Here is a 22,895-nt window from a genome sequence, read left to right as displayed (position 1 = left end):
TTTTCATTTAGATAAGGATGGTTACTGCATGAACAATTTTCCTTATGAGGTAATGCAGGAGCGTCAGGATGCGCTGGAGCGTTTGGATTTGCGGGTGCATTGGGGCCAATATGAAATCCGTGTCCTCCGGTTTCATCTGACGACCTTTCCTCCAGGGAAGATCGTATCGTTTCATAAGCATGCCGAATTTGAATTTCATTTCATCCCCCGGGGCAAAGGCACGGTAATTATCGAGGATGAGCCCTATGCCCTGCGGGAAGGCATGTTCTACCTGACCGGTCCGAATGTCTTGCACTATCAGGAGGCGGACCTGAAGGAACCGATGGAAGAATTATGTCTGCATGTTGACATTATTAATCTGGCCGAGCAGGAGACGGATCAGGGGAAGGGGCTGCCGCTTGTTGATCCGTGGGAGGCATCCGAAGCGAAGGATTGCATGGAACAGCTGGGTTCGCTTCCGCTGAAGCCGACGATGGATACGCATCGGGCGATGCCCTATTTCCTTGAGGCCTATCAGGCCTCCCAGCATAAATTCGCCGGTCTGTACACCACGATCAAGCACTGCATCATTCAAATACTGCTCCGTGCTGTGCGCGCCTATGCATCGGAGCCGATGGAGGCTGAGCTGCCTTCCCGGGATATGAAGGCATACCGGTATCAATTGGCGTTGGAATATATCCATGCCAATTCTTCGGGCGAGGTCGTGCTTGAGGATGTTGCAGAGAAGCTGCATATCAGCTCCAGACAGCTGCAGCGAATATTTAAGGAACAGGCCGGGGGCCATTCCTTCAGCGAAGTGCTGGAGAATGTGCGCCTTGAAGCCGTATGCCGCCGACTTGTGGAGACGAACTGGCCGATTGACAAGATTGCGCTGCATGAAGGCTTTTCAAGTGGAAGCTATTTGCATACGGTCTTCCGCAAGCGGTATGGATTCACACCGTCCACCTACCGAAAAATGAATGCCAGAGCATAGGAGGAAACCATAGAGATGGGCAAGACAATTCGTATTGGAATTATTGGAAGCGGCGGTATTGCCGGAGAGCATGTCAAGCACTACAAAAAGATTGAAGAAGTTGAAATTGTAGGGGTCGCTGATATTATGCCGGGCCGGGCGGAACAGTTCATTGAGCGCTGGGGCCTGGAAGGAACGGTAGGCTTTGACGATCATCGCAAGCTGCTGGAACTGGATCTGGATGGGGTCAGCATCTGTACGCCGAACGTCGCTCACTACACGACAACGAAGGATGCGCTGTCTGCCGGCAAGCATGTCATGCTGGAGAAGCCGATGTCTGTCACGCTGGACGAGGCGATTGAGATGGTGCAGGTCTCCAAGCAGACCGGCAAAATGCTGAACGTCGGTTTTCAGCCGCGCTATGACCCGAACATGGGCATCATCCAGCAGCTGATCCAGAACGGTGAGCTTGGAAAAGTATACTACGTCGAAACCGGGGGCGGACGCCGCCGCGGCATGCCGGGCGGCACGTTCGTTCGCCAGGAAATTGCCGGTGCAGGCGCTATGGCGGATATCGGCTGCTACTCGCTTGATCTGGCGCTGAATGCGCTAGGCTACCCTAAGCCGCTGACCGTATCGGCTTACACTTCCAATTATTTTGGTACGAATCCGAAATATCATAAAGAAGCCAGTGCATTTGATGTGGAAGATTTCGGCGTTGCCATCATCCGATTTGAAGGGGATCTGGTGCTCAACTTCAAAACAGCCTGGGCGATGCATATGGATACGCTGGGCGCAACGATGTTTCTCGGTACGGACGCCGGTATGAAGATCACGCCGGCCGGGACGGGGCCTTGGAGCGGTGTTTGGGATGGAAGAGTGGGCTCCATTTCCCTGTTCCATGACATCCAGGGCCACCATACGGAAAGCGGAATTCCGCTCATTCAGCATCAGGTGAACGTATTCGAAGAGAAGATCAAGGATTTTGTGGACGCGGTGCGCGAAGGAAAGCCCGCCCCGATTCCGGGCGAGCAAATTTTGCGGAATCAGGCGATACTGGACGGCATTCTGCGTTCCTCGCTGGCGAAGAAGGAAGTGGAGATCGAAATTCCGGAACTGTAATATTGCATACATGCAAGGCATCCAAGGGTGCGCCTCTGCAAGATCGTTGATCTTGCAGAGGCGCTTTTTCATGTTGCACAAGATGCAGCTTATATAGTAGTGTACGCAAGGTTGCGTTGACATTCGTCCTGCAATTGCCGATACTAAGATAAGGATACTTAGCATTACGAATGGGCTTGTTCTAGTCGAAGGTGTTGCCGGTCCGCTGTATGGCTTTTTAGTCCTTGCACTGTTTAGTTGTGCGGATGCCCGGCGGCAAGTCTGATGGCAATCAGCTCATGATATACGGAGGGGACTTATGGAGATTATTCATGTGGACGACGTCCAACAGATGATTGATAAACTTAAAAATCAGGATGTATATGTGCATCTGGAGATGACCACTGGCGCTTATGCAGCCCATTATGACAGCAGCAAGCATCCGGCCGCCAACTTCATCACCAACGCCGTGATCCGCTACGCCCACGGCTCCATTTCCGGCAACGGTCCGTACCGAGTCGGTCTGAAGATGGAGAAGGGATGGATCTATGCAGAGGGACTTACACATTATGAGCAGAACGACAAGGAAAGGCTGATCATGGCCGGTCACGATACCCAAGGCAAGCTCGTAGTCGCCCTGCAACTTAGCCGGGAGCCTTTCTGAGTAAAGAGGAGATGAAATCATGACACAAAATATATTGGTAGTTCTGCCCCACCCGGATGATGAAGCGTTCGGGTTGTCGGGAACGTTGGCTAAATACGTAAGCGAAGGGGCGAAGGTGACATACGCCTGCCTGACCTTGGGAGAAATGGGCCGCAACATGGGCGTGCCGCCGTTTGCGAATCGGGTTACGCTGCCGACCATCCGCAAGGCGGAGCTGGAAGCGTCATGCCGGGCGATCGGCATTCAGGATCTGCGAATGCTCGGCTTTCACGACAAAACGATCGAGTTTGAAGATCAAGACAAGCTCGATGGCGTCATTCATTCGCTGCTGGAGGAGATTAAGCCCTCCTTGGTCGTTACATTCTATCCAGGCTATAGCGTGCATCCGGACCATGATGCTACCGGCGCGGCGGTCGTCCGGACGATTCAGCGCTTGCCGAAAGACCGGAGACCGACCGTATACGGCATCGCCTTCTCCAACAACTGTGAGGAAGAGCTCGGGAAACCGGATGTGCTGGTGGATGTCAAATCATTTTTGGAGCAAAAGATGCAGTCGATCCAGGCTCATAAGTCCCAGTTCCAGGCTGCCGAACTGCTCGGGCCGAAGAAGCTGCAGCAGCAAGAAATTGTTCGTCGCTTTGGAACTGAGCGCTTCTGGACTTATTCATTTGAAGATTAACATTGCAATACAATCATCTCTATTATTGTGGGATGTGGAAGGAGTTGTCTCTGGCAGATGTTTGCCGGAAACAGCTCCTTTTTTCAGGCCTGCTCTATTTATCAGCAGAACTGATAAAAGCTATAAAAACATTCGAATTGACCGATTTCTCCAGCTATGATAGGTTCAAGAGAGCAATATTATAAAGTGTATCGTATTACTTGGAATTAATTATGCTTACTACGTGAGGTGGATACTGTTGGAACTTCAAGTAACGAACAGCCCTTTTAATCAGGAGCAGGTGGAGCTGCTGAATCGGCTGCTGCCTACGCTGACTGAGGCTCAGCGCACCTGGCTGTGCGGCTATATCACTGCCCTGCAAGGAACGGCTGCAGGGATCGCGACGGTGGCTGTGCCAACATCGCAGATCAGCCCGGCCCCTGTGGCTCCTGCTGTTTCTAAAGATGTGACGGTGTTGTTCGGTTCCCAGACCGGAAATTGCCATGGACTGGCCAAGAAATTATCGAAGCAGCTGGAAGAGCAAGGCTTTCAGGTGACGCTGTCTTCAATGAGTGACTTCAAAACGAACGCCCTGAAAAAAGTAGAAAATCTGCTCTTGCTTGTCAGTACGCATGGCGAAGGGGAGCCGCCGGACAATGCGATTTCATTCTATGAATTTCTGCACAGCAAGCGGGCGCCGAAGCTGGATCATCTGGCGTATTCCGTTCTGGCGCTGGGAGATACATCCTATGAATTTTTCTGTCAAACCGGCAAGGACTTTGACAAACGGCTGGAAGAGCTGGGCGGCAAGCGGCTTACGCCTCGCGTCGATTGTGATGTGGACTTTGACGAGCCGGCTGCCGAATGGATCAACCGCGTGCTTCAATCGCTGACAGAGCTTACGGCAGCGCCGGGAACAGCAGCGCCAACCGCTATCAGCGCTGCATCCCTGAGTGCGTCGGCAGAATCGGAGTATTCCAGAAGCCATCCGTTTCAGGCGGAGATTCTGGAGAATTTGAATCTGAACGGCCGCGGTTCCGAACGCGAAACCCGACATCTCGAGCTGTCGCTGGAAGGCTCCAATCTGCAGTATGAGCCAGGGGACAGCCTGGGAGTTTATCCGGAGAATCATCCGCAGCTTGTAGAAGATCTGATCACGGCGATGGACTGGAGAGGGGAAGAAGCGGTTGCCACGGACAAGAATGGAACCGAGCGTCCGCTTCGTGAAGCGCTTCTTCGTCATTATGAGATTACGGTGCTTACCAAGCCGCTCATCGAGCAGGTGGCGAAGCTGACAGGAAACAGCGGTCTGCAGGAGCTTCTGTCGGCCGGACGTGAAGCGGAGCTGCGAGCTTATATCCAGGAGCGGGATCTGCTTGACCTGGTTGAGGATTACGGGCTGAAAGGAATCGCTGCATCGGAGTTTGTTACCACGCTGCGCAAAATTCCGGCCCGTCTCTATTCGATTGCAAGCAGTCCGTCCGCTTATCCGGATGAAGTGCATTTGACTGTCCGTACAGTACGATATGAGGCGCATGGCCGCAACCGTTACGGCGTCTGCTCCGTCCAGCTCGCCGAGCGGGCGCAGATCGGCGACAAGCTGCCGGTATTCGTGCAGCATAATTCGAACTTCAAGCTGCCAGCTAACCCGGACACGCCGATTATTATGATCGGGCCGGGGACAGGAGTGGCTCCGTTCCGGGCATTTGTCGGCGAGCGGGAGGAGAGCGGCGCGCAAGGGAAGAACTGGCTCTTCTATGGAGATCAGCATTTCTCAACGGATTTCCTGTATCAGATTGAATGGCAGCGCTGGCTGAAGGATGGCGTGCTGACACGCATGGATGTTGCTTTCTCACGGGATACCGACAAGAAGGTATATGTTCAGCACCGGATGCTGGAGAAGAGCAAGGAGCTGTATCAGTGGCTGGAAGAAGGGGCTTATGTCTATGTATGCGGCGATGAAAAGAGAATGGCCCACGACGTGCATGCCGCACTAACTGCTATCATTGAGCGGGAGGGCGGAATGAGCCCGGAGAAAGCGGCGGAGTATGTAAGCCTGATGCAGCAGCAGAAACGTTATCAGCGGGATGTATATTAAATCATCATTCCAGGCCGCGAGAGGAGTACAGAGCAATGTCAGATAATAATTTAGTTTCACCGAATAGCGCGCCTCACAGTGATGTTGAGGATATTAAACGTCGAAGCAACTATTTGCGGGGCAGTCTGGAGGAGACGCTGCAGGACCCGATCACCGGTTCAATTCCGGAGGATGACAACCGGTTGATGAAATTCCATGGCAGCTATATGCAGGATGACCGGGACCTGCGTAACGAGAGACAGAAGCAGAAACTGGAGCCTGCCTATCAGTTCATGCTGCGCGTGCGGGCTGCCGGCGGTGTTGTGACACCAGAGCAGTGGCTGATGATGGATCGCGTTGCTCAGAAATACGGCAACGGCACGATCCGGCTGACGACGCGGCAGTCCTTCCAGCTTCATGGCGTGCTGAAATGGAATCTGAAAGATACGATCCGCGAGGTCAACGAATCGCTGCTATCCACGCTTGCCGCTTGCGGTGACGTGAACCGGAACGTGATGTGCAACCCGAATCCGTATCAATCGGAGATTCATGGCGAAGTGTATGAATGGGCTCGCAAGATCAGCGATCATCTTGATCCGCGTACGAGAGCTTATCACGAAATATGGCTGGATGGCGAGAAGGTGCTGGACAGCCGTGACAATGAGGAGCAAGAACCGATCTACGGACCGGTCTATCTGCCTCGGAAATTCAAAATCGGGGTAGCTGTCCCGCCGTCCAATGATGTGGATGTGTTCTCTCAGGATCTCGGATTCATTGCGGTCATCGAAGGCGGGCAGCTGAAAGGGTTCAATGTCACGGTTGGCGGCGGCATGGGGATGACCCATGGCGACCCGTTAACCTATCCGCAGGTCGGGAAGGTGATCGGCTTCTGCACACCGGAGCAGACGATTGAAGTGGCGGAGAAAACGGTGATGATCCAGCGCGATTACGGGGATCGTGCCGTGCGGAAGCACGCCCGCTTCAAATATACGATCGATGACCGGGGCATCGACTGGTTTGTGAATGAGCTCAGCAGCCGCCTCGGCTACAAGCTGGAGGAGGCACGGCCGTTTCAGTTCGATCATAACGGGGACCGGTATGGCTGGGTGAAGGGAAGCAACGGCAAATGGCATTTCACACTCTTCATCCAGAATGGACGGATCAAGGATGAGCCTGACTATCCGCTAATGACCGGACTTCGTGAAATTGCAGGCATTCATACCGGCGACTTCCGGCTGACGGCCAATCAGAACTTGGTTATCGCCAATATTACAAGCCACAAGAAGAAAAAAGTGATGGAGCTGATCCAGAAATTCGGTCTGACCGATGGAGCGAATGATTCCGCTTTGCGAAGAAATTCGATGGCATGCGTTGCCCTGCCTACATGCGGGCTGGCCATGGCCGAGTCGGAGCGCTATTTGCCTTCGCTTCTTGACAAAATCGAGCAAATTCTGGAGGAGAACGGTCTGCGTGAGGAAGATATCGTCATCCGAATGACCGGCTGCCCGAACGGCTGCGCCAGACCCATGCTGGCCGAGATTGCCTTCATCGGCAAGGCGCCGGGGAAATACAATATGTACCTGGGCGGCGGTTTCTCAGGCAACCGCTTGAATAAGCTGTATAAAGAGAACATCGGGGAAACGGAGATTGTGGATTCCCTGCGCGCGATCATTGCCCATTATGCTAAAGATCGGCACGAAGGCGAGCATTTCGGGGATTTTGTCATCCGGGCTGGCTATGTGCAAGAGGTGCTGGACGGCCGGCAATTTCATTCATAATTCGGAAAAATACGCATAGGTTTTCTTCTACACCTTCAAGCAAGTGCTCTCATGTCATGCGAGACATGAACACGGCTTGAGGGTGTTTTTTTCGCTTGATGCGTTCGCGGTGCGAAGGATTCAGAGTGATCGGACTAGACTAATAGCTGTGTGATTTCTTGAATTTTTCAGGGGAGATCCCCTCCAATCGTTTGAATACCGTACAATAATAGCTGGTATGCTCAAATCCGGACCTGCTGGCAATCTCTTGAATTTGGAGCTGCGGCTCTAACACCATAAGCTCCTTACTGAATTGAATGCGCTCGCGATTGACGTATTCCATCGGTCTTATATTAAACGCTTTTTTGAACAGGAGACATAGATATTGAGGCGTAATTCCGGCTTGTTCCGCCAACAGCTGGATGGTTAACGGCTGGTGGCAGTGTTCCTTAATGTACCGCGTGACGGGCTGTAGCCGCTCGAAATGCTGATGCCTGGTATGCTGGGTGGCATGAATATGCGAAGGGATATCCAGCAGCAGGCTATACAGCAGCTTGGAGCATTCCAGGTTGGTATGATTGTCATTCGAACCCGCCCCGGTAATGATGTTAGCCAGGTCTGCCTGCATCTTGTCAGCATTCAGAATGTTGTACACCCCTGACTTCATAATGCCTGCTTGGGCGAGCAGCGTAGGACAAAGGCTGCCTTCCATCGATATGAACATCAGTTTCCAAGGCTCCTGGATCGCGTGATAACGATGCGGAACATTCGGGAACAGGCAGATCGCCTGTCCTGCTTTAGCGGAATAAATGCGTTCATCCACATGTACAGCGCCTTCGCCCGACAGGATCATCAGCCATTGATAAGAAGCGAATCCGTCAGGGCGGTGAACAGGGTCCTGATGGTTCCATTGTCCTGCCGACGTCAGATATACGGGCAGGTGCAAGTCTGACTCGCTCAGATGACAGAGATGGATAATGTCCATATACGCAGCACCTCGATTTCAAATATTTAAATGATGATGAATATCGTTTAATAGATAACAAGGAAGCTGTCACTTTATAATGTGAATATAATTATAACAGAAATGGAGTGACGGATTTGGGGAAAACGAAATGGAAATACAGCCCGCCCGCTAACGGATATCCCGAGTGGAATAATAATCCTGAAGTTTTCCAGTTGAATCGCATGGATGCCCATGCCACATTCATTTCCTATGACAGTGTGGAGGAAGCGCTCGAAGGGAGACTGGAAGATTCCCGGAGCTACATGAGCTTGAACGGCGTATGGAAGTTTGCCTGGGCGGAAAATCCAGAGAAGCGGATCAAGCATTTCTATGCGCGAGACTATGATGCTTCGAACTGGAATGAGATCGCGGTCCCCGGACATTGGCAGCTTCAAGGCTACGATTACCCCCAGTATACGAATGTTCGCTATCCGTGGATTGAGCAGGAGGATTTACAGCCGCCTTATGCGCCAACGAAGTATAATCCGGTCGGTTCTTACATCCGCTCGTTTGCGGTTCCCGACAGCTGGAGCGACCAGCCTGTTTATATTAGTTTCCAAGGGGTGGAATCGGCCTTCTATGTTTGGCTGAACGGGGAATTGGTGGGATACAGTGAGGATTCCTTTACGCCAGCCGAGTTCGATCTGACCCCCTACTTGGTGAAGGGTGAGAACAAGCTCGCTGTAGAGGTTTACCGCTGGAGCGATGCGAGCTGGCTGGAGGATCAGGATTTCTGGCGATTGAGCGGAATATTCCGGGATGTATACCTGTACACGGCTCCCGATGCTCACATCTACGATTTTAAAGCGCTTCCAGAGCTGGATGGCAACTATAAACATGGTTCCTTGAGCGTCACGATACGAATCCATAATTACAGTGAACAGGATCAGGGGGCCATAGCGGTGGACATGCAGCTGTATGACGAGCATCGACAGCAAGTATGGAGCCGTGCTCCGCTCGAACAGGTGGAATTCGGCTCCGATCCGGTGAAGATGATCACGCTGTCGGGTTTGGTTGATTCCCCAAGACAGTGGAGCGCGGAAGATCCGAGCTTGTATACGCTGGTGGTCGGTTTGAGTAATGAGAAGAATAAGACCGTCCAATACGTAAGCTGCAAAGTGGGGTTCCGTCGCTTTGAAATTCAGGATGGGCTGATGAAGATCAACGGGAAAGCAATCGAATTTAAGGGTGTCAACCGTCATGAGTTCTCCCCGGTGAAGGGGCGCGCGATCGGGATCGATGAGATGCTGAAGGATATCCAGCTGATGAAGGCGCATAACATTAATGCTGTCCGGACCTCTCATTATCCGAATCATCCCAAATGGTATGAGCTATGTGATGAATATGGGTTATATGTCATAGACGAGGTGAATCTTGAAACCCACGGAACTTGGCGCTACGGGCAGAAAGAGGAGGAGGGTGCGATTCCCGGGAGCAAGCCGGAATGGCTGGACAACGTGCTGGATCGTTCGAAATCGATGTATGAGCGGGATAAGAACCATCCATCGATCGTGATCTGGTCCCTCGGCAATGAATCCTTTGGCGGGGACAATTTCCTGCACATGCATCGTTACTTTAAAGATACAGATCCGTCCCGCATTGTACATTATGAGGGTGTGTTCCATTATCGCCCGTCGGAGGCGGCATCCGATATCGAAAGTCAAATGTATACGAGGATTGATGACATTGAGCGATATGTCAGGAATGATCCGCAGAAACCGTTCATACTGTGCGAGTACAGCCATGCCATGGGCAATTCCTGCGGCGGGTTAAGCGCCTATTGGGAGCTCTTCGACCGGTATCCTGTCCTTCAGGGTGGATTCATCTGGGATTGGATCGATCAGGCGATCCTGACCCGCAACGAAGAGGGCGAGGCGTATCTGGCTTATGGCGGTGATTTCGGCGAGTCGCCGCATGACGGCACCTTCTGCGGCAACGGCCTCATCTTTGCGGATCGAACTGTGTCTCCGAAAATCGCGGAAGTGAAAAAATGCTACCAAAGCGTCCGGTTTGACGGCAGCGAGCTGCCGGAAGGCCGCTTGATCATGACAAATAAGTACTTATTTACGGATCTTGCCGCATTTGATTTTGTCTGGAATGTGATGGCAAACGGGGAGCAGGTCAAGGCGGGAAGAGGATCTGTCCAGGCTGCGCCGGGGGAGACTGTCAAGGTAGATGTCTCGAACCTGCTGGAAATCGCAGCCGCTGGTGCTGCCGGGGTGGAGTACATTGCCACATTCGGGCTAGTGCTGAAAGACAGCACGAGCTGGGCTGATAAGGGTCATGAGATCGCTTTTGGACAATTTGTGCTTCCAGTGGTGCAGCAGCCTGAGGTGAATGTCATTTCCCACGGGCAGCCGGTACAAGTGGAAAGGCAAGAGAATCGGCTTACTGTAGCGGGACAGGCGTTTACGGTTGTTTTTGATTTCCGTTCAGGGGAATTGATTTCCTACATAAGCGCTGGTTCCGAGCTGATCGCTGAACCGCTGCGTCCGAACTTCTGGCGAGCCCTGGTGGACAATGACCGCGGGAATCATCTGGAGCAGCGCAGCGGAATTTGGAGGACGGCCAGTCTGGAGCGGAGATTGCTGGAGTTCTCTTACCGTGAGGCTCCAGCTGCGGTGGAGGTTACGGTACGCTACGCACTGCCGACCGAGCCCGAGTCTATTAGTACATTGCAGTATATCGTGCAGGGCGATGGAAGTATGGATGTGCAGATGGGACTCACGCCCGGCGAAGGGCTGCCGGAGATTCCGGAAGTGGGCTTGATGTTCGCCATGGAACATGCCTTTGACCATATTGAGTGGTATGGCAAGGGGCCGTTTGAGAATTATTCCGACCGAAACAGCGGGGCGAAAATCGGAAGATATGCAGGTCTCGTGAAGGACCAATGGGCGCCTTACCTTCGCCCGCAAGAATGCGGGAACAAAACCGAAGTGCGGTGGGCACAAGTGAAGAGCCGGTCCGGGGCAGGCCTCGCCATTGAAGGCCGCTCGAAGTTCGAATTTAGTGCGCTGCCGTATACCCCGCTGGAAATAGAGGCCAGCGACCATGCCTACAAGCTGCGAGCTTCGGACAAAACCGTTATCCGGGTCATGGCCAAGCAAATGGGCGTAGGCGGCGATGACAGCTGGGGGGCCAAGCCGCATCCAGAGCATATTCTGTACGCGAATCGTGAATATATGCTGGCATTTACCTTGCGACCTGTCGGCCTGTAGGTACAGGGATAGGGGTGAGGAAGTGATGAATGTTATTGCCCATACCATTCTCTATCGCTTGCCTTGTTCAAGTTCTCTATTAGAGCTATAATGAACGAAGGTATTCTATGATACCTGCACCAGATTCAAAGACGAAAGAGAGCGGAAAAGTATGGGCCGTAAATGGAATAATATTAAGGAAAAGAAAGCATCCAAGGATGCTAACACCAGCCGAGTATATGCCAAATTCGGCGTAGAGATTTATGTTGCAGCCAAGAAGGGTGAGCCGGACCCTGAGTCCAACCGTGCGCTGAAGGTTGTATTGGAGCGCGCCAAAACGTACAATGTTCCGAAGGCGATCATCGACCGTGCACTGGAGAAGGCAAAGGGCAGCGGCGATGAGAAATATGAGGAGCTGCGTTATGAGGGCTTTGGGCCTAACGGGTCAATGCTCATTGTAGATGCACTCACGAACAATGTGAACCGCACCGCGTCTGCGGTACGTGCGGCGTTTAACAAAAACAACGGCAACATGGGCGTTAGCGGCTCCGTTTCGTATATGTTCGACCCGACAGCGGTTATCGGTATCGAGGGTAAAACATCAGATGAAGTGATTGAACTGCTGCTCGAGGGGGATGTGGATGTACGTGACGTCCTGGAAGAGGACGACGCGGTCATCGTATACGCTGAGCCGGATCAATTCCATGCCGTACAGGAGGCGTTCAAGGAAGCGGGCGTTACGGAATTTACCGTCGCCGAGCTGACGATGCTGCCGCAGAACTATGTTACGCTGCCGGAGGAGAGCCAGGCCCAGTTCGAGAAGCTGATTGATGCGTTGGAAGACCTCGAAGACGTCCAGCAGGTCTATCATAACGTGGAATTTGAAGATTAATAAGATTACTGGAAAACTCGCTTTTTTGTATCCGTTGCTGATACAGAGAGTGAGTTTTTTTATTGTTACCTATTCATGAAAATGTCTTGACGACCAGAAGGAATGCATGATACCCTCTGGTTAAAGGTTTAACCAATATAAACGAAAGGAGGTTAAACGTTTAACAATTTGGACAGGAGCGATTATGAAGCATGATGTTATATTACACGACGTAGCTAAGGCGGCCAACGTATCTATTGCAACCGTTTCCAATGTAGTCAACGGCAAGGGGCGCGTATCGAAGACAACCATGAAGCGCGTTCAACAAGCGATTGAACAGTTAGGCTATGCTCCCAATTTGTTGGCTCGCCATTTGAAGACGAATCAGTCTCGTCTAATCGGGCTTGTCGTTCAGACGACAAAGCCGGGGCGAATCCAGGATAATCCGTTCTACTGGGATTTGTTGGCGGGAGCCGAGGAAATCGCCCGTGATCACGGATTCCATATGATTTTGGTAAGCATGGGCATGCCGGAGGAGACGCTTGATTTTGTGAAGCAGCGTCAGCTGGATGGGCTGCTTGTGGTCGGGATCACGGATCATCGGGGAGAAGACGCTTTATTCCGCACATTGGATATTCCTTGTGTATACATTGACAGCTATCTGAACGATCCCAGACTATGTCAGGTATGTGTGGATGATCAGTACGGGGGATATGCAGCGACCAAGCATCTGCTTGCACTGGGACATCGCCGGATTGCTTTGCTGATTGGCGATATTCCGATGGATCAGCTGCGTCGTTATGCGGTTCTTCAGCAGCGCTGGCGCGGCTACCGGAAGGCGCTTGATGAAGCAGGCTTGCCTTACGATCCCGGCTTGATGATCCGCTTGCCAACCTCCGTGCAAGGCGGTTATCACGCAGCGGCGTGGCTGGCCAATCACAACGATGTCAGCGCGATCTTCTCGATGTCCGACATCGCTGCATTGGGCTTGATGAAGGGGATCAAGGATATGGGATGGCGGGTGCCCGAACAAGTGTCTTTGGTCGGATTTGATAATTTGTTCATGTCCGGCTATACGCTTCCGGCGTTGACCACCGTATCGCAGAATATCGTCCAGAAAGGGCGGGTGGCGGTCAAGCTGCTGATGGAACTGATGGACAACAAGTGCTCAACTTCTCGAAAGGTGGTGTTGCCTGTCGAACTGCTGGTTCGGGACACAACAACAAAGGCGCATTTAACCGATAGACAATAACGATTTCGACATGGGAGGAATTTAGGTGATTATCAAAAACAAAGGATTCATTGGGGTCTTATGTATCGTTTTGATTGTGATGTTGACGGCATGCGGGCCGCAGAGAGACGTAGAACCAGGACCCGCGAGCGAAGGGGTGTCCGCGGAAACGCCAGGAACGTCTCCTTCGGATGACACCGAGGCGCCGAAGCCGGCAGAGCTGACGATCTGGGCTGATGATAATGCGGAAAAACTCGCAGTATTGCAAGCGATTACAGACAAATATACAGAACAGAGCGGGATTGCGGTGAAAATCACACCGATCGCGATGAACGATCAGCCGCAAACGCTGTCGCTTGACGGGCCTTCTGGCAAGGGGCCGGACTTATTCTACCAGCCGGGCATCGGCAGCCTGTCCGTCCAAGGGCTGGTGCAGCCGATGAAGGCCTCGGAAGCACATCTCGCGCAGTTCACGCCGGAGACTTTGGAAGCGCTTAGCTATGACGGGAATTTGTATGGTTTGCCTTTTGTTGTAGAGACCTATGCGCTTCTGTACAACAAGGAACTGATGCCGGAAGCGCCCAAGACGATTGCGGACCTCGAGCGGATTGCGGAGCAGCAGACGGATGCGGCCAAGGATGAATACGGTTTCTTATACGATGCGACCAATTTTTATTATTCGTGGGCCTTCATGGGCGGCAGCGGGGGTTACATTTTTGGCGAAAAAGACGGCGGCTTTGATATTACGGACATCGGACTCAATCAAGAGGGAACGGTCAAGGGTGTCAGCCTCATTCAAAGCTGGTTCCAAAAGAACTATCTGCCTAAAGGCGTGAACGGCGATATCGTTGGCGGCCTGTTCAATGAGGGCAAGGTTGCGGCCGTTATTAACGGGCCGTGGGCGATCACCGACCATAAGGAGCAGCTTGGCGACCACCTTGCGGTAGCTGCGCTTCCGCTTATGGAAGACGGGACGCATCCGCAATCGTTCATCGGGGTCAAAGGCTGGATGCTGTCGGCTTATTCCCAGCATCCGGAGTGGGCTACGGATCTCGCTGAATTTCTGACCAATGCATCGTCGTCCATGACCTGGTATGAACAAGCGGGCGAAATTCCGGCACATCTGGATGTGCTGAACGATCCGGTGTTGGTTGATAATCCACTTGTTGCCGGGTTCTCGGAGCAAATTCAATATGGCATTCCGTTTCCGAATGTTGCGGAGCTGACCCATGTATGGGATCCGATGGCCAACGCGCTTAAATTTGCTGCGGAAGGCGAGGATGCACAGACAGTGCTGGATGAAGCCGTGGTGCAGATCCAGGACAAAATCAAAATGGCGGGAGCAGAATAAATGCATGATGACTGAGAACAAACACGGCTCGGGAAGATCCAAATTTTATAGGCCGATGTCCAAAGAAGGTGAACCTGCTTGACAGCAAACTTAGTACAACAATAACAGCATCGTCCGGCTCTCGCTGCGGCGCTATCCATCATCCCCGGCATAGGGCAGCTGTACAACCGGAGATTTATAAAGGGGAGTCTGTTCTTTCTGTTATCGGCAGCGCTTTTGATTGCGCTGTATGATTTTCTGAACATTGGATTTTGGGGGATATACACGCTGGGCACGATCCCGATGGTCGATGACTCCCGCGCGCTGCTTGTGCAGGGACTGTTGTCCGTCATTCTGGTTGTGTTCCTGCTTTTGTTCTATGCTTACAATTTGGTGGACGCATACCGGGACGGACAGAAACTGCGCAGCGGATATGCGATTCCAAGCATGAAGGAGAGCTTCCATGCGGTATGGGATCGCGGCTTCCCTTATTACATGGTGCTGCCGGGCTTTTTCATTCTGGTGTTCGTGGTGGTCTTTCCTCTACTGTTCATGATCAGCCTGGCCTTTACGAATTACAATCTGTACAATTCACCGCCAGCCAAGCTGCTGGATTGGGTAGGCTTCGACAACTTCACCACATTGTTCACAGAGCCGATCTGGCGCTCCAGCCTGCTGTCCGTTCTGTCCTGGACTGTGGTGTGGACGTTTGTGGCCACAACACTGCAAATCGTAGTTGCGCTGCTGCTGGCGGTGATGGTCAACGATGCCCGCGTCAAATTCAAGCGGCTGATCCGCACCATTTTCATCCTGCCGTGGGCGGTGCCGTCTTTTGTCACGATCCTGATCTTTGCCGCAATGTTCAATGACGACTTCGGCGCGATTAATCGGGAGCTGCTGGCGCCGTTTGGCGTGCAGATTCCGTGGATGTCAGACCCGGTGTGGGCGAAAGTCACCATCATCATGATTCAGGTATGGCTCGGCTTCCCGTTTGTATTCGCATTGTTCAGCGGGGTGCTGCAGAGCATCTCCAATGACTGGTACGAAGCGGCCGACGTGGACGGCGGCAGCCGTTGGAACAAATTCCGCCATATTACACTGCCGCATGTGCTGTACGCCACCGCGCCGCTGCTCATCATGCAGTACGCGGGCAATTTCAACAATTTCAACATCATCTATCTGTTTAACGAGGGCGGTCCTCCGGTTCGAAACCAGACGGCAGGCGGTACGGACATCCTGATCTCGTGGGTGTATAAGCTCACTTTCGAGAACAACAACTACAAAATGGCTGCCGCGATCTCCATCATTATGGGCCTGGTCGTTGCGATCTTTGCATTTTTCCAATTCAGCCGCAGCCGATCGTTCCGAGAGGAGAAGATGTTTTGATGAACCGGAAGCTCAAGAACCGATTGGAATTAACGCTGATTTATGCGGTCGTGCTGATTATGTTTGTGGTCATTTCGTATCCGCTGCTGTGGACGTTAAGCATCTCGCTAAATCCGGGAACGAGCATGTTCAGCTCCAGTCTCGTGCCGGAGCGGTGGTCAACAACGCACTATGAATGGCTGTTCACGAATCCGCAGAGCGATTATTTGCTGTGGTACAAAAACACGCTGCTCGTGGCGTCTGTCACATCCGCCGCTTCGGTTATCATCGTCTCGTTTGTCGCTTACGCCTTCTCCCGGTATGACTTCATTGGGCGTAAATACGGCATTTATTCGTTCCTGCTGCTTCAGATGTTCCCGGTGCTGATGGGAATGGTGGCGATTTATTTGCTGCTGAACGTGGTGGGGCTGCTCGATTCGCTTTGGGGACTGGTTATCATATATATTGGCGGCGGACTTCCGATGAATGCCTTTCTTGTCAAAGGCTATCTGGATACGATTCCGAGGGATCTCGATGAATCGGCCAAAATTGATGGCGCCGGCCATTTCCGGATTTTCTTTCAAATCTTGACGCCTTTGGCCAAGCCGATCCTGGCGGTTGTAGCGCTGTTCAACTTCATGGCGCCGTTTATGGATTTTCTGCTGCCGCGCATCATTCTGCGAAGTCCAGAGAAGTTCACGCTGGCGCTTGGCCTGTTTAACTTTATTAACGACAAGTTTGCCAACAATTTCACCCGTTTCTCGGCCGGGGCGATTCTGATTGCGGTGCCGATTGCCGTCGTGTTCTTGTTCCTGCAGCGGTATCTGATTACAGGTCTGGCCGAGGGCGGAACTAAAGGGTAGTGCGGTGTTGCTGCCCGGATGCGCGTGTTGGCGATACTCCTTGTGACATGGGACAGATAGAGCTTTGGGCAGGATGAGGAAAGAAGTGGAAACCAGCTGATCATGATTGTTGGAGGGATGAGCATGAGAAGACTGGAAGGACTGGCACGACGTGCGGTTGCGCTGTTTATGGCCTGCTGCATGCTATTGACATTTTGGGGGCCGTCGGCCTCCGGAGAGGCGGCTGCGACCGTGACCGCCGTGATGATGGAAGCGGAGCAGGCGGCGCTGAGCGGCGGGGCATTTGTGGATAACGAGCATCCCGGTTATACGGGAAGCGGGTTTGTTGCGGGGTTCACCGACAATAACAAAGGGACAGCCGCCGTCACGTTTACCATGAACGCATCTGCAGCCGGGGAACGGGAGGTCACGCTTCGTTATGCTAACGGCACAGGTGTTACGATGACGATAAGCCCTTATGTGAACGGGGTGAAAATGGGGCAGCTAGCGCTGCCGCCGACATCGTCCTGGTCCGAATGGAGGACGGTGACGGAGACGTATGCCTTCCGGTCCGGCAGCAATACGCTGCAATACCGGTTCACGGCAGAGGATTCGGGCAATGTCAATCTGGATCATGTCGTGATCGGAGACATCATGCCGGGCAACGGACCGGAACCAGAGCCGAACCCGGGCCCGCCGAACCGCTATGAAGCGGAAGCGCAGTTTCATACCGGCGGTGTATCCCACGTGTCAGGAGCGCTCGAACATTTTGATGCTGCCGGAGCGAAGGTAGTATTCACGGTCAATCTGTCATCTGCCGGACAGAAGAACGTCGTTCTGCGTTATGCCAAAAGCACGGCCGGAACCGGATCCATGAAGCTCCAGGTCAATGGCATTGACGCGGGCTCGGTGCAGCTTCCTTCCACCGGCGGTGCTGAAGCTTGGGCGGAAACAGCCACTCAGCTGCCGCTTCGCAAAGGGCTAAATACGATCACGTATGAGGCTGTTGACCGTTCAGCTGCCGGAGTGAGAATGGATGCGTTGACGGTTGCAGACGGCTTGCCACTGGCTGAGCGGGGAGCTACGGTTCCGTATCAGGAGCTGGAAGCGGAGACGGGAACTACGAATGCCGTGACGATTGGGCCGTCCCGCACGTACTTGACCGTCGAGGCGGAATCCTCGGGTCGGCAAGCGGTCAAGCTGACATCGACCGGTCATTACGTCGAGTGGACGGCGCCGGAGGCAGCCAATGCGCTGGTTGTCCGCTACAGCATGCCGGATGCCCCGCAGGGGGGCGGAATCGACGCGACGCTTAGCTTATACGTGAACGGGGTCAAGCGTCAGACATTGGATGTGAGCTCCAGGTATGCATGGACGTACGGCAGCTACCCGTATAACGATAATCCGGCCGACGGAGGCGCACATCACTTTTATGACGAGAGTCGTTATCTGGTTGACCCGATCCCGGCAGGCGCAACGGTTCGACTTCAGAAGGACGCGGCAGACCATGCCGACTATTACACAATCGATCTGATCAATCTGGAGATGGTAGCTCCCGCATATACGAAACCGGACCATTTTGTCAGCATTACCGACTTTGGCGCGACGGCGAATGATCATACCGACGACACGGCAGCGATCCGGGCAGCGATTCAGCATGCCGAGGCGACGGGGAGCGGCGTCTGGATCCCGGCGGGCACGTTCCGGATGAACGACCGGGTGAATGTGTCGAATGTGCACATCCGGGGAGCAGGCATGTGGCATACAACGCTGCAGGGAACCGGTGGAAAAGGGGGCTTCTACGGCACAGGAGGCAATGTCTATATTGCGGACTTGTCTATGTACGGAGACGCTCTCTACCGGAATGACGCGGAGGATCACGCCGGCCTTGAGGGACGCTTCGCCTCCGGATCGCTGATCCAGGGCGTTTGGATCGAGCATATGAAGGTGGGCATCTGGCTCAACGGCGGCACGGATGGGCTGTATATTGTGGACGGCCGCGTGCGCAATACATGGGCTGATGGCGTCAATTTTCATGGCGGTGTGAAAAATACGACGATCAGTCATTTCCATGTGCGCAACACCGGTGATGATGCGTTTGCCATGTGGTCGGATGGCGTTCCGAACGAGAACAACCTGTTCCGTTATAACACGGCTCAGATTCCGGTGCTGGCCAATACATTTGCGATCTATGGCGGCAAAGACAATAAAGTGTGGGATAACCTCGGAGCGGATACCGTCACTGCATCAGCCGGGATTGCGGTCAGCACCCGCTTTAACGCTGTCAGCTTCAGCGGAACGACGGAAATCAAGCGCAATACTTTGCTTCGCACCGGCGGGTATGAGCCGAACTGGAATACAAGCTTTGGCGGCTTGTGGATCTATGCCGAGAACCAGAGCATTACCGCTCCGATCTTGATTGAGCAGGTCGATATCCTTGACAGCACGTACGAAGGCGTGAAGCTCAGCTATAATCAGCGGATTCAGCATATTGCGTTTGATCGAGTCACCATCGACGGGGCAGGGACGTACGGCATCTATTTTGACACCGTTACCGGCTCGGGAACGTTCTCGAATGTGGTCATCTCCGGAACCGGTTCAGGGCCGGTGCACAACCCCGGACAGGCATTTCAAATTGTTAGAGGCCCGGGAAATATAGGCTGGTGACTGTAAGTCCGGCATAGATGAACGTATCGAGCAGCTTAGGAGCAGTGAGGATGAGTGATGTTCGGATGCTGATTTTCGGATTGGGCGGAATTGGGCTATAATATGGTAAAACGTTTAATGTAGAGAGCGGTGTCTGAATGAAACAAGAAGTCAGCATTGTGGATGTGGCTAGGGAAGCGGGCGTATCGATCGCTACCGTATCCAATGTTGTGAACGGAAAAGGCCGTGTATCCACGAAGACGATACAGAAGGTCAGGAAAGTGATTGATGAGCTCGGTTATACACCGAACTTGCCTGCACGCAATCTGAAAACAAAGAGAACGGATCTGATCGGGGTTGTCGTTCCGACCATGAAGCCGGGGCGGTTGCAGGATAATCCGTTCTACTGGGATCTGCTTGCCGGTGTAGAGGAGGGGGCGCGGGACCGCAGCTTCCACATTATATTGACCGGGATCGACGAAGCGACGGAGACGTTCTCGTTTGTGAAGGAGCGAAGGCTGGATGGATTGATTGTCGTTGGGACGAACGAGGGATCGCAGGCGGTGCAGCGGGTTACGGGGCTCGGGGTGCCAGCTGTCTTCATCGACAGCTATTTGAAGGATAGCGGACTATACCAGGTGAATCTGGATGATCGGCAGGGCAGCTACCGTGCAACCTCGTACCTGATCGAGCAGGGTCATCGCCGCATTGCGCTGCTGATCGGAGATATTCCGATGGAGCGGATCGCCTACTACGGGGTGCTGCATGAACGTTGGCTCGGTTACCGGGATGCGCTGGAGGAGGCTGGTATCCCGTATGATCCGAGACTCATGATCAAGCTTCCGACCTCGCTGGCAGGCGGCTATAAGGCGGCCGACCAATTGGTGGAGCTGCCTGATGTGACGGCGATCTTCTCCTTCTCGGATGTCAGTGCGATGGGGGTTCTGAAAGGGTTGAAGGAAAAAAATAAAAGTGTGCCAGGCGAGTATTCGGTGATCGGCTTTGATAATTTGTTCATGTCAGAATATACGTCACCGTCACTCACAACGGTGTCGCAGAACATTATTGAGAAGGGGCATGCGGCGGTCCGCATGCTCCTGAATCAAATCGACGGGGAGCCATTAAGCGAGCGCCGCATCGTGCTCCCAGCCGGCCTCGTTGTGCGGGAGACAACCGGCCCGGGTCCACATCAATCGTCAGAATGATCCTGCACCTACCTAAGGATTAGGCGCCGCCTATCTGCTGGATTAAGCGATGGGTGTGCCGTTTGGGACAGCGGTGTCGGGAGCGAGCAGAATGACATCGCCTTCCTCGGGAACGCCACCGAGTACAAGCACTTCGGACTTGTAGCCGGCAATTCGTCTTGGCGGCAGGTTCACCACAGCGGCGACCTGACGTCCGATCAGCTCTTCCGGGTCATATCTGCGGGTAATCTGCGCTGAGGATTGCTTTATGCCAAGCTCGCCGAAGTCGATGGTCAGCTTGATGGCCGGCTTGATGGCCTCGGCAAAGAATTGGGCGGTTACTATTGTGCCAATGCGGATATCCAGCTTCATAAAATCGTCGATGGTTGCAGTCATGGATCGTACGCCTCCCTTAAAGATCTATAAGTAGAATTAAATTTAGGATCAAGACCACCTGAGTGCTCAATAAGTGCATGGTGGCTCTCCAGCCTCTTAGCGGAGTTATCCTCCCTTAGTTCAGGGATGCCCCTGATCAAACGGGATAATGGTGCTAAGCCTGCAGGCAAAGATTCCGCTTCCCCCATTATATAAGCGTTCATGGCTGGCGGCAAAATTTTCGCAATCATTGCAATTTCATGAAATATTCAGTATGATGTTGCTGACAAATGACAAGCTCGATGTGTAACTGGCGAAGCATGGGGAACCATGAGGGAGCACATCCGGTTAGAGCAGCCGTACGCCTGGGCAAGGTAAGGGACATTGGGTACCCTTGCCTTTTTTTGTTCTTTAACCATGATAACAAGCGGAAACTACATAGTAGAAGGAGAGCTGCAACCTTATGTTCAAAACGAAGAAACTGCTGCTGCTCGGCTCTGGCGAGCTTGGCAAAGAAGTGTTGATTGAAGCGCAAAGATTGGGTGTGGAGACGATCGCGGTCGACCGTTACGAAGGTGCGCCGGCGATGCAGGTAGCTCATCGTCATGTGGTGATTGACATGCTGGATGCCGGGAAGCTGAGGGAGGTCATTGAACGCGAGCAGCCCGATCTGATCGTGCCCGAGATCGAAGCGTTGGCCACATCCGAGCTGGTGAAGCTGGAGGAGGAAGGCTTCCGCGTCATCCCGACTGCGCGAGCGGCCAAGCTGACGATGGACCGTGAAGGGATACGCCGTCTGGCGGCGGAGCAGCTGGGGCTGCCTACGGCCGGGTATCGCTTTGCCGATACGTACGCTGAGTTTGAGCAGGCCGTTCGTGAAATGGGCTATCCGTGTGTTATCAAACCGCTGATGAGCTCTTCGGGCAAAGGACAAAGCGTCTGCCGGAGCGAGAAGGATATCCGGACATGCTGGGAAATTGCAATGGAAGGCGGCCGGGTTCAGAACGGGCGTGTCATCATTGAGGAATTCATTCGGTTTCAGTCGGAAATTACATTGCTGACCGTCCGCTCCGTGAGCGGAACCAGTTTCTGTCCGCCGATAGGTCATATCCAGGAAAACGGGGACTACATCGAATCATGGCAGCCTCATCCGATGAGCGAACGACAGCTCGAAGAAGCGAAATCGATAGCAAGAGCGATTACCGATGAGCTGGGCGGGTACGGCTTGTTTGGCGTTGAGCTGTTTCTGGCCGAAGATAAGGTCTACTTCAGCGAAGTGTCTCCGCGTCCGCACGATACGGGCCTGGTGACACTGGCAAGTCAGAATCTGTCCGAATTTGCGCTGCATGTTCGCGCGATTCTCGGCTTTCCGGTTCCGGAGATTGAACTCGTGGCGCCAGGTGCGAGCCGGCCGCTGAAGGCGCCGGAGGAGCTGGATAATTATGCGATTTGTGGCGTGGACAAGGCGCTGGCCGTTCCCGGCACGCAGGTGCGAATTTTTGGCAAGCCTGTAACGAAGGTGGGCCGCCGGGTCGCGGTGGCCTTATCGACAGGCGAGACGACCGAGCAAGCGCGTGAGCGGGCCGCTCAGGCACTGGCGGGTCTTGTAGTGGAGCAGGCATAAACATCCGGTAGGGCC

17 protein-coding genes and 1 riboswitch are annotated in these 22,895 nt (G+C 53.4%); of the genes, 15 read left to right on the top strand and 2 right to left on the bottom strand.

Annotation, left to right across the window (positions count from 1 at the left end):
- Positions 1-28: 28 nt before the first annotated feature.
- The 6 genes from CHH67_RS11745 (at position 29) to cysI (ending at position 7,230) form a co-directional block, all read left to right on the top strand.
- A complete protein-coding gene (locus CHH67_RS11745; protein ID WP_095265376.1) occupies positions 29-973 on the top strand; it encodes an AraC family transcriptional regulator in 945 nt (314 codons plus the stop codon).
- A 15-nt stretch (positions 974-988) separates the two neighbouring features.
- Positions 989-2,074 carry a Gfo/Idh/MocA family protein gene (locus CHH67_RS11740; RefSeq protein ID WP_095265375.1) on the top strand — a complete coding sequence of 362 codons (1,086 nt, stop codon included), beginning with the start codon at positions 989-991 and terminating at the stop codon, positions 2,072-2,074.
- Between the two features lie 298 nt (positions 2,075-2,372).
- Positions 2,373-2,717, top strand: coding sequence for a YojF family protein (locus CHH67_RS11735; RefSeq protein ID WP_095265374.1), 345 nt, complete (start codon positions 2,373-2,375; stop codon positions 2,715-2,717).
- Positions 2,718-2,736: 19 nt separating this feature from the next.
- Positions 2,737-3,396, top strand: coding sequence for a bacillithiol biosynthesis deacetylase BshB2 (gene bshB2 / locus CHH67_RS11730; RefSeq protein WP_095265373.1), 660 nt, complete (start codon positions 2,737-2,739; stop codon positions 3,394-3,396).
- Positions 3,397-3,634: 238 nt separating this feature from the next.
- Positions 3,635-5,473, top strand: coding sequence for an assimilatory sulfite reductase (NADPH) flavoprotein subunit (locus CHH67_RS11725; protein ID WP_095265372.1), 1,839 nt, complete (start codon positions 3,635-3,637; stop codon positions 5,471-5,473).
- Positions 5,474-5,508: 35 nt separating this feature from the next.
- Complete coding sequence (cysI, locus tag CHH67_RS11720; RefSeq protein WP_095265371.1) at positions 5,509-7,230, top strand: assimilatory sulfite reductase (NADPH) hemoprotein subunit; 1,722 nt, start codon at positions 5,509-5,511, stop codon at positions 7,228-7,230.
- A gap of 139 nt (positions 7,231-7,369) precedes the next feature.
- On the opposite strand, the gene CHH67_RS11715 is transcribed toward cysI, so the two are convergent.
- On the bottom strand, positions 7,370-8,194 hold the full coding sequence (locus CHH67_RS11715; protein WP_095265370.1) for an AraC family transcriptional regulator: 825 nt from the start codon (positions 8,192-8,194) through the stop codon (positions 7,370-7,372).
- A 107-nt stretch (positions 8,195-8,301) separates the two neighbouring features.
- Between CHH67_RS11715 and lacZ the strand changes: the two genes are divergently transcribed.
- The 8 genes from lacZ (at position 8,302) to CHH67_RS11675 (ending at position 20,902) form a co-directional block, all read left to right on the top strand.
- Positions 8,302-11,433 carry a beta-galactosidase, LacZ type gene (gene lacZ / locus CHH67_RS11710; RefSeq protein ID WP_095265369.1) on the top strand — a complete coding sequence of 1,044 codons (3,132 nt, stop codon included), beginning with the start codon at positions 8,302-8,304 and terminating at the stop codon, positions 11,431-11,433.
- Between the two features lie 151 nt (positions 11,434-11,584).
- A complete protein-coding gene (locus CHH67_RS11705; RefSeq protein ID WP_095265368.1) occupies positions 11,585-12,304 on the top strand; it encodes a YebC/PmpR family DNA-binding transcriptional regulator in 720 nt (239 codons plus the stop codon).
- Positions 12,305-12,488: 184 nt separating this feature from the next.
- Positions 12,489-13,535, top strand: coding sequence for a LacI family DNA-binding transcriptional regulator (locus CHH67_RS11700; protein WP_095265367.1), 1,047 nt, complete (start codon positions 12,489-12,491; stop codon positions 13,533-13,535).
- Between the two features lie 25 nt (positions 13,536-13,560).
- On the top strand, positions 13,561-14,865 hold the full coding sequence (locus tag CHH67_RS11695; protein WP_244908169.1) for an extracellular solute-binding protein: 1,305 nt from the start codon (positions 13,561-13,563) through the stop codon (positions 14,863-14,865).
- Positions 14,866-15,003: 138 nt separating this feature from the next.
- Positions 15,004-16,230: a carbohydrate ABC transporter permease gene (locus CHH67_RS11690; protein WP_095265366.1), complete on the top strand. Its 1,227-nt coding sequence runs from the start codon at positions 15,004-15,006 to the stop codon at positions 16,228-16,230.
- Positions 16,230-17,072 (top strand): sugar ABC transporter permease, encoded by an 843-nt coding sequence (locus CHH67_RS11685; protein WP_095265365.1) that lies wholly within the window; start codon positions 16,230-16,232, stop codon positions 17,070-17,072. Before CHH67_RS11690 ends, CHH67_RS11685 begins: the two co-directional genes overlap by 1 nt.
- 123 nt (positions 17,073-17,195) lie before the next feature.
- Positions 17,196-19,718, top strand: a complete 2,523-nt coding sequence (locus CHH67_RS11680) for a carbohydrate-binding protein (protein ID WP_179292104.1) — start codon at positions 17,196-17,198, stop codon at positions 19,716-19,718.
- Between the two features lie 137 nt (positions 19,719-19,855).
- Positions 19,856-20,902 carry a LacI family DNA-binding transcriptional regulator gene (locus tag CHH67_RS11675; RefSeq protein ID WP_095265363.1) on the top strand — a complete coding sequence of 349 codons (1,047 nt, stop codon included), beginning with the start codon at positions 19,856-19,858 and terminating at the stop codon, positions 20,900-20,902.
- A 42-nt stretch (positions 20,903-20,944) separates the two neighbouring features.
- On the opposite strand, the gene csaA is transcribed toward CHH67_RS11675, so the two are convergent.
- Positions 20,945-21,277 (bottom strand): chaperone CsaA, encoded by a 333-nt coding sequence (gene csaA / locus CHH67_RS11670; protein WP_095265362.1) that lies wholly within the window; start codon positions 21,275-21,277, stop codon positions 20,945-20,947.
- A gap of 275 nt (positions 21,278-21,552) precedes the next feature.
- Positions 21,553-21,634, top strand: a riboswitch (ZMP/ZTP riboswitch).
- 85 nt (positions 21,635-21,719) lie between these two features.
- Here csaA and purT point away from each other — a divergent pair.
- A complete protein-coding gene (gene purT / locus CHH67_RS11665) occupies positions 21,720-22,880 on the top strand; it encodes a formate-dependent phosphoribosylglycinamide formyltransferase (protein WP_095265361.1) in 1,161 nt (386 codons plus the stop codon).
- Positions 22,881-22,895 lie beyond the last annotated feature (15 nt).

The organism is Paenibacillus campinasensis, assembly GCF_002272015.1.
GTDB classification, from domain to species: domain Bacteria; phylum Bacillota; class Bacilli; order Paenibacillales; family Paenibacillaceae; genus Paenibacillus_AQ; species Paenibacillus_AQ campinasensis.
Note: the sequence above shows the minus strand (reverse complement) of the source record. Positions and strands in the feature narration are given on the sequence as shown.

Excerpts from the sequence above, each read along its gene's own strand:
- CHH67_RS11745 (WP_095265376.1), top strand. The coding sequence starts at position 29 with ATGAACAATTTTCCTTATGAGGTAATGCAGGAGCGTCAGGATGCGCTG.
- CHH67_RS11740 (WP_095265375.1), top strand. The coding sequence starts at position 989 with ATGGGCAAGACAATTCGTATTGGAATTATTGGAAGCGGCGGTATTGCC.
- CHH67_RS11735 (WP_095265374.1), top strand. The coding sequence starts at position 2,373 with ATGGAGATTATTCATGTGGACGACGTCCAACAGATGATTGATAAACTT.
- bshB2 (WP_095265373.1), top strand. The coding sequence starts at position 2,737 with ATGACACAAAATATATTGGTAGTTCTGCCCCACCCGGATGATGAAGCG.
- cysI (WP_095265371.1), top strand. The coding sequence starts at position 5,509 with ATGTCAGATAATAATTTAGTTTCACCGAATAGCGCGCCTCACAGTGAT.
- CHH67_RS11715 (WP_095265370.1), bottom strand. The coding sequence starts at position 8,194 with ATGGACATTATCCATCTCTGTCATCTGAGCGAGTCAGACTTGCACCTG.
- CHH67_RS11705 (WP_095265368.1), top strand. The coding sequence starts at position 11,585 with ATGGGCCGTAAATGGAATAATATTAAGGAAAAGAAAGCATCCAAGGAT.
- CHH67_RS11700 (WP_095265367.1), top strand. The coding sequence starts at position 12,489 with ATGAAGCATGATGTTATATTACACGACGTAGCTAAGGCGGCCAACGTA.
- CHH67_RS11685 (WP_095265365.1), top strand. The coding sequence starts at position 16,230 with ATGAACCGGAAGCTCAAGAACCGATTGGAATTAACGCTGATTTATGCG.
- CHH67_RS11680 (WP_179292104.1), top strand. The coding sequence starts at position 17,196 with ATGAGAAGACTGGAAGGACTGGCACGACGTGCGGTTGCGCTGTTTATG.
- CHH67_RS11675 (WP_095265363.1), top strand. The coding sequence starts at position 19,856 with ATGAAACAAGAAGTCAGCATTGTGGATGTGGCTAGGGAAGCGGGCGTA.
- csaA (WP_095265362.1), bottom strand. The coding sequence starts at position 21,277 with ATGACTGCAACCATCGACGATTTTATGAAGCTGGATATCCGCATTGGC.
- purT (WP_095265361.1), top strand. The coding sequence starts at position 21,720 with ATGTTCAAAACGAAGAAACTGCTGCTGCTCGGCTCTGGCGAGCTTGGC.